This is a genomic window from Chitinophaga varians, from assembly GCF_014529945.1.
Taxonomy (GTDB): domain Bacteria; phylum Bacteroidota; class Bacteroidia; order Chitinophagales; family Chitinophagaceae; genus Chitinophaga; species Chitinophaga varians.
Genome location: NZ_JACVFB010000002.1, coordinates 38,883 through 52,273 on the forward strand (window position 1 = coordinate 38,883; position 13,391 = coordinate 52,273).

The 13,391-nt window shown below is 47.9% G+C and carries 14 protein-coding genes; 4 read left to right on the forward strand and 10 right to left on the reverse strand.

Annotated features, from left to right (window positions below; all coding sequences use genetic code 11):
• Positions 1–52: 52 nt before the first annotated feature.
• Positions 53–1,471: a cation:proton antiporter domain-containing protein gene (locus tag ICL55_RS07900; protein ID WP_188095828.1), complete on the forward strand. Its 1,419-nt coding sequence runs from the start codon at positions 53–55 to the stop codon at positions 1,469–1,471.
• 155 nt (positions 1,472–1,626) lie between these two features.
• Here the strand turns inward: ICL55_RS07900 and ICL55_RS07905 are convergent, their stop codons facing one another.
• The 9 genes from ICL55_RS07905 to ICL55_RS07945 all read right to left on the reverse strand — a co-directional run bounded on the left by ICL55_RS07905 (position 1,627) and on the right by ICL55_RS07945 (position 9,635).
• Positions 1,627–2,895 (reverse strand): lytic transglycosylase domain-containing protein, encoded by a 1,269-nt coding sequence (locus tag ICL55_RS07905; RefSeq protein WP_188095830.1) that lies wholly within the window; start codon positions 2,893–2,895, stop codon positions 1,627–1,629.
• 10 nt (positions 2,896–2,905) lie between these two features.
• Positions 2,906–4,351: an Asp-tRNA(Asn)/Glu-tRNA(Gln) amidotransferase subunit GatA gene (gatA, locus tag ICL55_RS07910; RefSeq protein ID WP_188095832.1), complete on the reverse strand. Its 1,446-nt coding sequence runs from the start codon at positions 4,349–4,351 to the stop codon at positions 2,906–2,908.
• Positions 4,352–4,402: 51 nt separating this feature from the next.
• Positions 4,403–4,636: a Sec-independent protein translocase subunit TatA/TatB gene (locus ICL55_RS07915; RefSeq protein WP_246496197.1), complete on the reverse strand. Its 234-nt coding sequence runs from the start codon at positions 4,634–4,636 to the stop codon at positions 4,403–4,405.
• A 200-nt stretch (positions 4,637–4,836) separates the two neighbouring features.
• Positions 4,837–5,184 (reverse strand): 50S ribosomal protein L19, encoded by a 348-nt coding sequence (rplS, locus tag ICL55_RS07920; RefSeq protein ID WP_078670224.1) that lies wholly within the window; start codon positions 5,182–5,184, stop codon positions 4,837–4,839.
• A gap of 152 nt (positions 5,185–5,336) precedes the next feature.
• Positions 5,337–6,008 carry a tRNA (guanosine(37)-N1)-methyltransferase TrmD gene (trmD, locus tag ICL55_RS07925; protein ID WP_188095834.1) on the reverse strand — a complete coding sequence of 224 codons (672 nt, stop codon included), beginning with the start codon at positions 6,006–6,008 and terminating at the stop codon, positions 5,337–5,339.
• A 37-nt stretch (positions 6,009–6,045) separates the two neighbouring features.
• Positions 6,046–6,570, reverse strand: a complete 525-nt coding sequence (rimM, locus tag ICL55_RS07930) for a ribosome maturation factor RimM (RefSeq protein WP_188095837.1) — start codon at positions 6,568–6,570, stop codon at positions 6,046–6,048.
• Positions 6,571–6,662: 92 nt separating this feature from the next.
• Positions 6,663–7,121 carry a 30S ribosomal protein S16 gene (rpsP, locus tag ICL55_RS35540; protein WP_078670222.1) on the reverse strand — a complete coding sequence of 153 codons (459 nt, stop codon included), beginning with the start codon at positions 7,119–7,121 and terminating at the stop codon, positions 6,663–6,665.
• 108 nt (positions 7,122–7,229) lie between these two features.
• Complete coding sequence (gene ffh, locus ICL55_RS07940; protein WP_188095839.1) at positions 7,230–8,555, reverse strand: signal recognition particle protein; 1,326 nt, start codon at positions 8,553–8,555, stop codon at positions 7,230–7,232.
• A gap of 213 nt (positions 8,556–8,768) precedes the next feature.
• Positions 8,769–9,635 (reverse strand): sigma-70 family RNA polymerase sigma factor, encoded by an 867-nt coding sequence (locus tag ICL55_RS07945; RefSeq protein ID WP_078670220.1) that lies wholly within the window; start codon positions 9,633–9,635, stop codon positions 8,769–8,771.
• 363 nt (positions 9,636–9,998) lie between these two features.
• Here ICL55_RS07945 and ICL55_RS07950 point away from each other — a divergent pair, with 363 nt between their 5' ends.
• A complete protein-coding gene (locus tag ICL55_RS07950) occupies positions 9,999–10,379 on the forward strand; it encodes an START-like domain-containing protein (protein WP_169222820.1) in 381 nt (126 codons plus the stop codon).
• Here the strand turns inward: ICL55_RS07950 and ICL55_RS07955 are convergent, their stop codons facing one another.
• Positions 10,380–10,994 (reverse strand): hypothetical protein, encoded by a 615-nt coding sequence (locus ICL55_RS07955; protein ID WP_188095841.1) that lies wholly within the window; start codon positions 10,992–10,994, stop codon positions 10,380–10,382.
• A 201-nt stretch (positions 10,995–11,195) separates the two neighbouring features.
• On the opposite strand from ICL55_RS07955, the gene ICL55_RS07960 reads away from it, so the two are divergent.
• Together ICL55_RS07960 and ICL55_RS07965 are read left to right on the forward strand one after the other, a co-directional pair.
• Positions 11,196–12,653, forward strand: coding sequence for an LptF/LptG family permease (locus ICL55_RS07960; RefSeq protein ID WP_188095843.1), 1,458 nt, complete (start codon positions 11,196–11,198; stop codon positions 12,651–12,653).
• 12 nt (positions 12,654–12,665) lie between these two features.
• Complete coding sequence (locus ICL55_RS07965) at positions 12,666–13,337, forward strand: phosphatase PAP2 family protein (protein WP_188095845.1); 672 nt, start codon at positions 12,666–12,668, stop codon at positions 13,335–13,337.
• The last annotated feature ends 54 nt before the right edge of the window (positions 13,338–13,391 follow it).

The window sequence follows — 13,391 nt, forward strand, 5'->3', positions numbered from 1 at the left end:
GGAAAAGAATAGGTGTACCTGCAAATCCGTATTTACTTTTACAATTCACCTTATGAAAAAACGCCTCCTCCTCTACCCTGCTATCATTGGCGTGTTCGGGGTTTTGATATGGGTCATCCTCGAACAGGGAAGACTGCTGCCGGTAAAACAGGCGGCGCCCGTTGCCGCTGCTGCCACTACGGCGCCACACGCCGCTGCTACCAGCGACTGGTGGCAATACCTCGACAACCTGAAACATCCGTTGAGCCTGCTCTTGCTGCAGATCATCGTGATCATGCTGGTAGCCCGCCTGTTTGGTATACTGGCCAATAAAATAAAGCAGCCGGCCGTGGTGGGAGAAATCATAGCAGGTGTATTGTTAGGCCCTTCCCTGCTGGGATGGACCCTGCCCTCCTTTTCGGCTTTCCTCTTCCCGGTAGAGTCTCTGAAGACGCTCCAGTTCCTTAGTCAGATAGGCCTCGCCTTCTTTATGTTTATCGTAGGGATGGAGCTCGATATCAGCAAAATCCGGAACAAAGCGCACGATGCTGTGATGATCAGCCACGCCAGCATCATCGTGCCCTTTTTTCTGGGCGTATGGCTGGCTTATTATCTCTTCACCGACTTTGCGCCGGCAGGTGTCAGCTTTCTCGCTTTTGCCCTGTTTATGGGCATCGCCATGAGTATTACGGCTTTTCCGGTACTGGCGCGTATTGTACAGGAAAGGAAACTCACCGGCACCCCCTTAGGCACCATGGCTATTACCTGCGCCGCCGCCGATGATGTAACAGCCTGGTGTATCCTGGCCGTGGTAGTAGCTATTGTAAAAGCAGGAGGACTGGTCAGTGCGCTGATTACGATTGTACTGTCCGTCGTTTTTGTGACGATCATGCTCAGTATGGTAAGGCCCTGGCTGGCCCGCACGGTGAACCGGCATCTCGCTCGCGGACGCGAAAAAGCGGCTATTTCAGCCGTTTTCCTGACGTTGCTGCTCTCTGCCCTTGCCGCGGAAGTCATCGGCATACACGCGCTCTTTGGTGCCTTCCTCGCCGGGGTAATTATGCCACAGGAATCCAATATCAAACAACTGCTGACGGATAAACTGGAAGATGTCAGCGTGATGTTGCTGTTACCGATATTTTTTGTGTTTACCGGCCTGCGCACACAAATTGGTCTGCTGAATGAAACCCATCTGTGGGCCATATGCGGTATGATCATGCTGGTAGCGGTGGCTGGCAAATTTGGCGGCAGCGCCCTGACAGCCCGGCTCATGGGCCAGTCCTGGCGACAATCTGTTTCCATTGGCGCACTGATGAATACCCGTGGCCTGATGGAGCTGGTCGTGCTCAATATCGGTTATGATCTCGGTATCCTGTCGCCCGGCATCTTTGCCATGATGGTACTGATGGCGCTGGCCACTACCTTTATGACCGGCCCGCTGCTGGACCTGGTAGCTTTCAGCGAAAGGAAGAAAGGAATGCTGGCTGTGTAAAACATATAGGCGTTGCCGTAATGAAACCGCCGGCGCGAGCCATTTTCAATGTAATAACGCTGTCGGATATACGGCATCCCACACAAAAGAAGTCTATAAAAAAACCCGTGCTGGAGATACCAACACGGGTTTTTTATTTTCTTTTATGAAGATGACTACTTCTTGCGGGTAGACTTCTTTTTAGTCGTATGTTTTTTGGCAGCGGTATGTTTTTTCGTGCTGCTGTGTTTTTTGCTGCTGGCGGTAGTCGCTTTTTTGGCCGTTGTGGCTTTCTCAGCAGGCATTTTAGCCGGAGGCGGGAATTTGGATTTATCCACACCTACCGCTTTATCGTCCAGTGTCATTTGTACAGACTCTTTCAGCATCTCGTCTCTTTCAGCCATGAACAGCTTCATTTTTTCTTTCGGGATGCGCAGGTCGTAGTTATTTTCAGCGCTGGCCATCGCTTTGGCAAAACCCGGATTATAACGGTCCAGTTCTGCTACAGGCATGTCCAGTTTTTTGGCGATAGCCTCGAGGCGGTATTTACCGGTAACGTTGATTTCCACACTGCTGTAGATTTCATCTTCTGTCAGCGGACCTCTTGACACTGCAGCGGCAGCAGCAGGAGCGCTGGTATTGTCCGCTACAGGCATGCCGGGTTCGTCACTCACACCGAAGAAGTTGTTGAATCGATCGAGGATATAACCGGTAGCAATAAATTTGTAAACGTGGTTACGGGATTCTGCGGGCAGGAAATACTGCATACCCCAGAAATCTTCCCGACCGCTGGCCTTCATAGCACGCAATACGCCGCCAGGGCCACAGTTGTAAGCTGCTACTACCAGCAACCAGTCATCAAACTGTTCATACAGCTTGTTCAGGTACTGGGCGGCAGCCAGGGTGGATTTGTAGAAATCTTTACGTTCATCCACTTTTTTACCCACGCTCAGGCCGAAGATGCGGGCGGTACCGGCCATAAACTGCCAGGCGCCAACGGCTCCTACTCTGGAACGTGCATTGGTATTAAAGCTGGATTCAATAACAGCGAGATATTTCATCTCCTCCGGGATACCATGCTCACGGAAGATTTTTTCCACCATGGAGAAATAAGGCTGACCTCTTTCGACCATGGTTTGCAGATGCTGACTGTACCGGGTAGCGTAGTTATTTACATAACCGGCCACCAGGTTGTTATTGATCTGTTCGTATACTTTAGCGCTGCGAATGTTATTAGGCAGGCTCTGGGCAGCTTTTCTTACTGCCATAGTGGTGGGAGAAGGCGCTACAGAGTCTTTCGGCAAATGTACTTTGCGGAATTTCACTGTAGTGTCGGGCGAGACCAATGATAACGCCGTCTCTTTAGGTACACTGTTGCTACCCATTACTTCAACACTTCCCAAACTCAATGCTGGCAACAGCAATAGTAAAAAGATTTTTCTCATACAATTTATTTTAAACAATCGATGCCCTGTCAGTTGCCATCAGTTGATGGGCAATTTGTAACAAGGCCGCTTCGTCAAACTTCTTTGTGATGATCTGTACACCGTATGGCATTCCGTTTGAATGCCGGCCCAATGGCACTGAAATGGCCGGGACCCCTGCCAGATTAGCCAGTACCGTGTAAATATCTGCCAGGTACATGGCAATTGGATCTTCTGTTTTCTCTCCTAGTTTAAAGGCTGTCGACGGCACCGTTGGCATTAAAATGGCGTCGAATTCTTCCAGTATCTCGTTCAGCTTATCTGTAACTAATCTCCTGACCTGTTGTGCTTTGGTGTAATAAGCGTCGTAATATCCTGCGCTCAGCACAAAAGTCCCGAGTAATATACGACGTTTTACTTCTTTACCAAACCCTTCTGATCTGTTTTTTTTGTAAAAATCGATCAAATCAAGGTTTTTCTCATTCGTCCGGTGCCCGAATCTGACCCCGTCATAACGCGACAGGTTGGAGGATGCTTCTGCTGTTGTCAGCACATAATAGGTAGGGACCACATAATCCAGGTAATCAAAACCTTTACCGGTAACGGTATGTCCTTCATCTACCAGGCTTTCAAAGAGGTCTATATAGCTATCCTTCATTTCAGCATCCAATCCTTCATGGTACTGGGCATCTCTTAAATACGCAAATCTGTAACTTTTATTGTGTGACAGGTTTTGCTGGTAATCAGGGACTTCCCGCTGGGCTGCTGTACTATCAAACTCATCCGGTCCTGCGATCACCTGCAGAACCGCCGCCACATCCGCAATTACCTTGCCGAAAATGCCAATCTGATCAAAGGATGAGGCATATGCCAACAGGCCATGACGGGAGATGCGGCCGTAGGTTGGTTTTAAACCGATGATCCCGCAAAAGTCCGCCGGTTGGCGAACAGAGCCGCCAGTATCACTACCCAGACTAACCAGACAAAGGTCGGCCTGTACAGCTACGGCAGAGCCCCCTGACGAACCACCCGGAACCCGGGTATTGTCCAACGCATTCAGCGTGGGGCCATAAGCCGAATTTTCATTGGTAGACCCCATTGCGAATTCATCGCAGTTGAGATTACCAATAATGATGGCATCAGCGGCCAGCAGCCTTTCAATGGCTGTGGCGGAATAAAGCGAAGTAAACCCTTCCAGAATCCTGGAAGCGGCACCTACATGATGGCCTTTATAGCAGATCACATCTTTAATACCTACCACTACTCCTGCCAGTGCGCCTACCGGTTGACCGTTTTTTATCCGTTCATCCAGCTCCTGCGCTCTTGTCAGGGCTTCCTCCTCATATACTTCCAGGAAGGCATTTAAATGTTTTAACTGCGCTATCCGGTCAAGGTACAGACGTACCTGCTCCGTACAGCTTGTACTGCCGGCGTATAATGCTTTATGGAAAGAAGTTATACTGCTGAATTCAGTCAAAGCTAAATCAGTTAAAATATTAAAATCAGGAACAGTATGTGCTACGCCAGATTATGCGTTGTGTTGAGCATCAGTTGGCTTCGTGTCGGTAGTAGCAGGTTGTACAGGTTTTTCCCGCATACCTTCTTCAATTTCCTGGCGCACATTGTTTTTGGCGTCATTGAACTCACGGATACCTTTACCTAATCCCCTCATCAGCTCAGGGATTTTCTTGCCACCGAACAGCAGTAATACCACAACGGCAATCAACAGCAGTTCAGACATGCCAATATCCTGGAGAATCAAAAATGATGGTTTTACAAAAACAGCAGTCATCTTCTCAAATGTTTGTTTAAGTTATCTACGATAGTCAACAAAGATAGCTTATAAAATCCGCTTTTTCACCCGTAGGGGTTGTTAAAAGCGGAGATTTAATAGCATTTTAAGAACACGAAAAAAGCGGAACCATACGGTCCCGCCTGTAACTAATTTCCCTGTATTTTATACTAAACCCTTTTTTCTTTGATACGGGCTTTCTTACCAGCACGTTCACGCAGGTAATAAAGTTTCGCTCTTCTAACTTTACCTACCTTGTTCAACACGATAGCATCGATATGAGGAGAGTAAAGTGGGAACAGTCTTTCCACACCAATACCGTCAGAAATTTTTCTAACAGTGAAAGACGCAGTAAACCCTGTACCCTGGATTTTCACCACATCACCTTTAAAGGACTGAATCCTTTCTTTATTACCTTCCACGATTTTATAATTGACAGTGACGTTGTCGCCTGCTTTAAACTTAGGGTACTGTTTTTTAGCTGTCAGTTGTTCGTGAACAAACGAAATTGCGTTCATCTTTCAAATATTTATGGGAGTGCAAAAGTAAAACAAGAAATGGCATTTACCAAATTAAATCAGGAATAAATGTTGAGATTATCCACCTTTTTTCCGGACTCGCCTGTGGAAAACACAGACATTGCCATTTATGTCATTTTTAAGTGATTAATTTACAATAAGTCAGGTCTGCGAGCCTGGGTTCTTTCCACCGCCTGCTGATGCCGCCATTCTTCAATTTTTTTATGATCGCCGCTCAGCAACACGTCCGGTACTTTCCATCCACGGAAGTCTACCGGCCGGGTATACACCGGCGGCGCCAGCAGATTATCCTGGAAGGAGTCAAACAAAGCGCTGGTTTCATCGTTCAGCACGCCCGGCAGTAACCGCCCGATGGCATCCACGAGCACCGCAGCGCCCAGCTCACCGCCCGACAACACGTAATCGCCGATGGAGATCTCCCTGGTAATGAAATGGTCGCGGATACGCTGGTCAATGCCTTTGTAGTGACCACACAGCATCAATAAGTTGCCTTTGAGCGACAGCTGGTTGGCCATCTGCTGGTTCAGCGTCTCTCCGTCCGGTGTCAGGTAGATGATCTCATCATACTTTACCTTGGCCTGCAACGACTCAATCGCGTTGACGATCGGCTCCAGCATCATGACCATGCCGGCCCCGCCGCCAAACTGATAATCGTCGACCTGATTGTGCTTCAGATTGGAATAGGCCCTTAACGGGTGTACATGTACTTCCAGCATCCCCTTCGCCTGTGCCCGCTTCATAATAGAATGGGACAATGGGCTTTCAAGTAGCTCCGGCAGTACTGTAATGATATCTATCCGCATAAGTGATATGACTTTGGCCGCCCTACGGGTACGGCTGCTAAATATTTGTGTATAATTCCACGAGCCCCTCCGGCAGGTCCAGATGCACCACCTGCTTTTTATGGTCTACTTTCACGAGCGACTGCTCGTTGACCGGCAGCAGGGCTTCCTTCCCGTTGATCTGCACTTTTACCAGCACCTGCATCGGCATTTCGATCACCTCTTCCACTGTTCCCAGCGGTCCGTGATGGGCATCTTCCACAGCAAAGCCCAGCAGGGCCAGCGGCGAAGAAGAAGCGGTTTGTGCCTTAAAGTCTTCTTCCTGAAGGTATATCTGCCCGGGGAGCAACTTTTGCGCTGCCTCCTTGGAGTCGATACCTTCGAGACGGACATATACGTGCTCGGCGTCTTTAACTGTCACCTGTTGCAGGAAATAAGGGATAAAGCTGTTTTTCCTTTCTTCCAGGAAAATAGCGGTTACGCCTTTGAGGGACGATCTTTTGCCGAGGCTGTGACGCACCAGCAATTCGCCCTGTAATCCATGCGCAGACACCAGTTTTCCTATACTGAAATAATTATTCATCGTATTGAGAGAGTCCTGCTATGAAATTAAAAAAGGAAATATTTGCGAATGCAAACATTTCCTTTTTCAGGTATTGTTAAAACGTCGCCGTTTTATGCTTCTGTACCTTCTCCTTCTGCTGGTGCGGATGGAGCTGCAGGAGTGTCTTCTACCTTTCTAACGATTGGAGCAGCAACTCTTGCTTTTCTGTGACCGTCACGACGGGCAGAAACTTTCTGTTCGTGTTCAGCTTGCCATTGTGCAAATTTCTGGTAAGCAGTAGGCTCGTCGAACAGGTTCAGGGTAACACCTCTTAACAGGTGTTTCAAATACAATACACCTTTGAAAGACAGGATCCGTCTAACAGTGTCGGTAGGCTGAGCGCCTTTCTGCAACCAACGCAATGCTTTTTCAGTATCGATGTTGATAGAAGCCGGAACTGTTAATGGATTGTAAGTACCGATTTTTTGGATGAATTTACCATCTCTTGGAGCGCGAGCGTCAGCCACTACGATAAAATAGAAAGGCCTCTTCTTAGCGCCATGTCTCTGCAGTCTGATTTTTACTGGCATAAATAAGTCGAGTTATTTTTTGCGAGTTAGGAAATATTGTTTAATTAGGGATGCAAATGTAACTTTCTAATTGGTATTTGCAAAAAAAAGTTTGCGCGGCAGCATTTTTTATTTAACCAATCCTCTCAAACCCTTACCACCAGCGCCAAATTTGTTCATCATCTTCATCATCTGGCGCATTTGTTCAAATTGTTTCATGAACTGGTTCACGTCCTGGATGTTTTTACCGGCACCTTTGGCGATACGCTTACGGCGGCTACCGTCGATAATATCGGGATTGCCACGTTCGTCGGGGGTCATGGAGTTGATCATGGCTTCGATGCCTTTGAAGGCGTCATCGCTGATATCGAGGTCTTTTACTGCTTTGCCTACCCCGGGGATCATGCCCATCAGATCTTTCAGGTTACCCATTTTTTTGATCTGCTGGAGCTGTTCGCGGAAATCGTCAAAGTCGAACTGGTTCTGGCGGATTTTTTTCTCCAGTTTCTTGGCCTGCTCCTCGTTGAACTGTGCCTGGGCACGTTCCACGAGGGTGGTGATGTCACCCATGCCGAGGATACGCTGGGCCATACGCTCAGGATAGAACACGTCGAGGGTGTCCATCTTTTCGCCCATGCTCACGAACTTGATCGGCTTGGTAACGGTATAACGAATGGTCAGGGCCGCACCCCCGCGGGTATCACCGTCCAGTTTGGTGAGCACCACGCCGGTAAAGTCGAGGCGGTCGTTAAACGCTTTGGCGGTGTTGACCGCGTCCTGGCCGGTCATGGAGTCTACCACGAACAGCACTTCCTGTGGCTTCACGGCATTTTTCACGTTGGCCACCTCGGTCATCATCACCTCGTCCACGGCCAGACGGCCGGCGGTATCGATGATGATGATATTATTGCCATTGGCTTTGGCGTGTTTGACCGCGTTTTCCGCGATCTGCACGGCATTTTTATTTTCAGGCTCGCTATACACTTCCACGCCGATCTGTTCGCCCAGCACTTTCAGCTGGTCGATCGCCGCCGGGCGGTAAATGTCCGCTGCTACCAGCAGGGGTTTCTTCGCCTTTTTGGATTTGAGGAAGTTGGCCAGTTTACCGGAGAAGGTGGTTTTACCGGAACCCTGCAAACCAGCGATGAGTATAACGGAGGGGGTTGTTTTGATATCAATTTCGGATTCGGTGCCGCCCATCAGCTCGGCCAGTTCGTCTTTGACGATCTTTACCATGAGCTGTCCGGGAGAGATGGCGGTCAGCACCTTTTCTCCCATGGCTTTATCCTTTACTTTATCAGTAAATTCCTTGGCTATTTTGTAGTTCACGTCCGCATCCACCAGTGCGCGGCGGATTTCCTTAATGGTGGTGGCAATATTGATTTCCGAAATACGGCCTTCCCCTTTAAGCTGCTTAAACGCGGAATCTAATCTCTCTGATAATGATTCAAACATTGTTGATATTTTAAACGGACAGCAAAATTATTGTTTTCGGGTGAGAATATCCCAATAATCTTGGGATCCCCAAGATTATTGGGATGGTGTGCCGGAGCGGAGGGGTGCTGCGCCGGGGACGGGGAGTAAAAAAATAGCGGAGACAGGGAGCTGTTTCAGCTCCTGTCTCCGCCAAAGCGTTTATTTCCAACAATTCTGATTCGCAGGTAATGTCTATCCCAGGTAGTTCCGGAGCAGTTTGCTTCTGGAGGTGGTCCTGAGCTTAGTGATGGCCTTGTCTTTAATCTGACGGACCCTTTCGCGGGTGAGGCCGAATTTTTCCCCGATATCTTCGAGGGACATGGGATGTTCTACGGCAATGCCGAAGTACAGCATGATCACATCTTTCTGGCGGTCTGTGAGGGTAGACAGGGACCTTTCGATTTCCCGGCGCAGGGAATCATGATGGTCCAGTTCCTCATCAGCGCTGACAGCGTTTGGATTTTCGAGCACGTCCAGCAGGGAGTTGTCTTCCCCGTCGATAAACGGTGCGTCCATGGACACGTGGCGGGCTGCTACGCCGAGGGTGGCTTCTACTTCATCGGTGTTGATTTCGAGAATAGTGGCCAGTTCATCGGGAGAAGGCTCTCTTTCAAATTCCTGTTCCAGCTGGGAGTAGGCCTTGCTGATCTTGTTGCTGAGCCCTACTTTATTCAGGGGCAGCCTTACGATCCTGGACTGTTCTGCCAGTGCCTGCAGGATGGATTGACGGATCCACCATACGGCGTAGGAAATGAATTTAAAACCGCGCGTTTCATCAAAACGTTGAGCAGCTTTAATTAACCCCAGGTTGCCCTCGTTGATCAGGTCGCTGAGCGACAGACCCTGGTTCTGATACTGTTTGGCAACGGATACCACAAAGCGGAGGTTAGCTTTCGTCAGCTTTTCCAATGCTCTCTGATCGCCCTGCTTGATGCGGATGGCGAGATTGACCTCTTCCTCCGGCGTAATTAAATCCACCTTCCCAATCTCCTGCAAGTACTTCTCCAGGGACTGAGATTCCCTGTTGGTAATGGATTTAGTGATTTTAAGTTGGCGCATTGACATAGAGTCGGAACAGTTACAGGTTAAGAAAAAGTTAAGATTTGATGAATGCCTGACAAAAATAACTTTTTTTAGAAGCCGACCAAAAAAAATCTGTCGTTTTTAAATCATTTCCAAATAAAATCGATTGATCTTTAAGAGCTTATTATTTTCTTGTGAATCCGCCACCCATACGGTGTCGGCTGTAATCATCCGTCAGTATGCACTTACAAATAGTAATATTTTATAATATTTGTAAATTCTATAAGATGTTCATACATTCTTCGGATTAATTAAAAAAAAACCGTAAATTATTTTGACAGAATAAAATATTTTCTATAATTGCAACCAGATGATATTGATTTACTAATTATTTGAGAGATGTCTAAGAAAGTGCTTTACGAGTTGGAATTCCCGGTTAGGTGCTCCCCCGGTATCCTATACGAATTCCTGTCAACCCCCGCCGGTTTGCAGGAATGGTTCGCAGACAGGGTAGATTTCAGGGACAATGTTTTTTCCTTTTCCTGGAATGGCAGCGCTGAAGAAGCCGAAATACTGGAACAGGAAGAAGATGAATTCATCAAATTCCATTGGCTCCATGCCCCCCGGGAAGAGTATTTTGAGTTCCGCATACAAATTTCTGAAGTCACCAATATGACCATTCTGGTTGTTAAAGACTTCGCTGAAAAGAGAGAGATTAAAGACCAGAGCCAGCTTTGGGAATCCCAGGTAAAAGATCTGTTCCATCGAATCGGAAACTAATCACGGCCTTTTCACCGTCAATTCATTGAGTAGGGTCGCATAAGCCTCCACTATATCAGTAATTATTTCTCCCCAGCGTTCCAATGCAAACGGTTTCGCCAGTTTAATAAAGTTTTTCCGGCCAACCAACCTTTTCCAGTCTTCTAAACCCATATCACCTATGGACCGGTAATTTCCATTTTCGAAATCATGCTCCCAGGGATCTTCCGGCAGATACACCTGAAAACCGGCAGCCGCCAGTGGCTCATAAGCCGCCAGCAGTGATGCTTCAAACCGCTTTTTGACGGCTCCCGCCAGGTGCAGGGTGCAGCTAAAGTAATGCCCCCACCAGAACATACTGCGAAAGGCAAACACGTCTGTTTTACTGAAATACCGTGGATAGTCCAGGATGACCCATGGCAATGATTTATACTGCTCCCCTTTTGAGATTTTAGGGCCCTGCTGCAGCCACTCCGGTTCAAATGCGAAATCCGACGCCGCATCCCAGGCTGCCAGCGCTTCCTGCAAGCTTCCCATTAACAACATCACCTTTTCTATGGCCTTGTTTTTCAGCTCCATCACCCGGGGGGTAAATACAATAGCTGCCTCTTCTGGTGTCAGGTAAAAATTTTCCATATAATTTAACGGTATTTTCAGGGATGCTTTAACACTCCTTTGTGAATTCGTGCTACCTTTACGCTCGCAAAGCAGCAAAGTAAGCAAAGAACGCCAAGAAGAGTCCTTTTCGCCCGGTTTTCGTATAAACCTTTGCGTTTTTCTGTTGTAGCGTCCTTTGCTTACTTTGCTCCTTTGCGGGAAAAAAATCAGGCATTATCAGTGAAGAAACTCGATAAATTAATTATTAGAACATTTCTGGGCCCCTTCGTGGCGACCTTCTTTGTGACGCTTTTTGTACTGGTAATGCAGTTCCTCTGGAAGTATGTGGACGACCTGGTAGGAAAAGGGCTGGACACCATGGTGATCGTGCAACTGATCGCCTATACCAGCGCCACATTGGTTACCCTGGCCCTCCCCCTGGCCGTGCTGCTGTCGTCTATCATGACCTTCGGTAACCTCGGAGAGAGCTTTGAGCTGGTAGCCCTGAAATCGGCCGGTATTTCCCTGTTGCGTTTTATCCGTCCCCTCATGGTGGTGTGCAGCATCATCGGGGTCCTGGCTTTCCTGTTTGCCAACTACGTTATCCCCGTGGCCAACCTACAGGCGAAATCATTGCTTTACGACATCACTTACTCCAAACCCGCCTTCAACATCAAGGCAGGCGTGTTTTACCGCGATATTCCCGGCTATACCATCAAGGTAGCCCAGAAAGATAAAGACAACCAGACCATCCATCAGGTAATGATCTTCGATCATTCTACCGGTGGCGGCAGCGGCGATAAAATCATTCTCGCTGAAAAAGGCCAGATGGTGCTCACTGCCAACAAACGTTTCCTCTACTTCATCCTGGAAAACGGCTGGAGATATGAGGAAAAAGGCAATCGGGGTTATTCCGTTCCGGGCGACATGATCCGTTTCAGCTTTAAGAAATACAGCAAGGCGTTTGACCTGAGCTCCTTTGCATTTAACCGCCTGAATACCGATCTGTTTGCCTCCAACCAGCAGATGCTCAATATCAAACAGCTGGATTTTGCGATCGACTCCCTGCAGAAATCTCAGGTAGTTTTCGCCAAAACCGTTAACGCATATGTGACCGTGCGTTTTCCTTTCTTCCGCTGGAAAGACTCCGCCTGGGCCGCCACTGCACCGCCGCTGAAAGTGAAGGATTTTGAAGAGGTGGTCCCTGAAAAGAGCCGCCGTAATGTGCTGGACAGGGCCGAACAGAGCGTACGCGAAACTTTAAGTTCCCTCGAGGCTCCTACCAGAGAATATTCTGACAAGCACAGCGTTATATTAATGCATAAAGTGGAATGGCAACGTAAATTCACCCTGGCAGCAGCCTGTGTGGTGATGTTCCTGATCGGTGCTCCGCTGGGCTCCATCATCCGCAAAGGTGGCCTGGGTACACCGCTGGTATTCGCCGTGATCTTCTTCGTGATCTTTAATATCTTCTTTATGATCGGGGAAAAGATGGCCCGCAGCGGAGTGATGTTCACCTGGTCGGGCATGTGGCTCTCCAACATCGTATTGTTGCCTATCGCCGGCTTTTTAATTTATAAAGCCATGAACGATTCCAACTTATTCAATAAAGAATTTTATTTTCGCATATATCAAAAAGTAAAGAAGTTCTTACAAAAGTTTAAACGTAACAAGTTTAAAACGCAACCTACAATTTAAAAACCTACAGAATTGAAAACACTGTTAACACTGTTCAGAAAGAATGCTTATTTTTTTCTGCCCTTCCTACTGTGGCTCATAGTAGGGGGAGTAATGCTGGCAACCTACAGTCAACGTGAGTTATTTCTTGGCATCAACGGAGAACACTCATCGTTTGGAGATGTGTTAGTTACCGGGATCACTTATCTCGGAGATGGTATTATGTTTGGCTTTATCCTGTTGCTGATGCTGCTCACGCAAAAGTTCAGGGTGTTTTTCATCGGTCTGGCAGTATTTCTGCTGGCAGCCGTGGTAGTACAAGTGGCTAAACATTATTTTAATGCGCCAAGGCCCATCAGCTATTTTGGCGATGAAGCCGCTTCGCTGGTACATACCGTAAAATGGGTAACCGTACATAGCAGCTGCAGCTTTCCTTCCGGACACTCAGCGGTAGCTTTTGCCATGTTCAGTTTCCTGTCTGTCTGGCTGCGCAATAAAAAGCTGGGATTGCTGTTTATTGTATTAGCACTGACAGCAGGCTATTCCCGCATTTATCTGGCACAACACTTTTTTGCCGACGTATATGTAGGCAGCATCGTAGGGACCCTGAGCACTATTATTGTATGTGGGTTCTTTAGATTTCGGGATTCCGCCACTTCTCCGGAAGTATGTCCGGAAGCCGTGATGAACGCTAACGCCGCGTAAATCCAACGTTTTTCAAAGGAGCAAAGTTCGCAAAGATCAGCACCTTTGCGGACT

Coding starts and splice junctions, on each gene's coding strand:
- ICL55_RS07945 (WP_078670220.1), bottom strand. CDS start 9,635: ATGCGCCAACTTAAAATCACTAAATCCATTACCAACAGGGAATCTCAG.
- ICL55_RS07900 (WP_188095828.1), top strand. CDS start 53: ATGAAAAAACGCCTCCTCCTCTACCCTGCTATCATTGGCGTGTTCGGG.
- ffh (WP_188095839.1), bottom strand. CDS start 8,555: ATGTTTGAATCATTATCAGAGAGATTAGATTCCGCGTTTAAGCAGCTT.
- rplS (WP_078670224.1), bottom strand. CDS start 5,184: ATGAACGCAATTTCGTTTGTTCACGAACAACTGACAGCTAAAAAACAG.
- rpsP (WP_078670222.1), bottom strand. CDS start 7,121: ATGCCAGTAAAAATCAGACTGCAGAGACATGGCGCTAAGAAGAGGCCT.
- ICL55_RS07955 (WP_188095841.1), bottom strand. CDS start 10,994: ATGGAAAATTTTTACCTGACACCAGAAGAGGCAGCTATTGTATTTACC.
- ICL55_RS07950 (WP_169222820.1), top strand. CDS start 9,999: ATGTCTAAGAAAGTGCTTTACGAGTTGGAATTCCCGGTTAGGTGCTCC.
- trmD (WP_188095834.1), bottom strand. CDS start 6,008: ATGCGGATAGATATCATTACAGTACTGCCGGAGCTACTTGAAAGCCCA.
- ICL55_RS07905 (WP_188095830.1), bottom strand. CDS start 2,895: ATGAGAAAAATCTTTTTACTATTGCTGTTGCCAGCATTGAGTTTGGGA.
- rimM (WP_188095837.1), bottom strand. CDS start 6,570: ATGAATAATTATTTCAGTATAGGAAAACTGGTGTCTGCGCATGGATTA.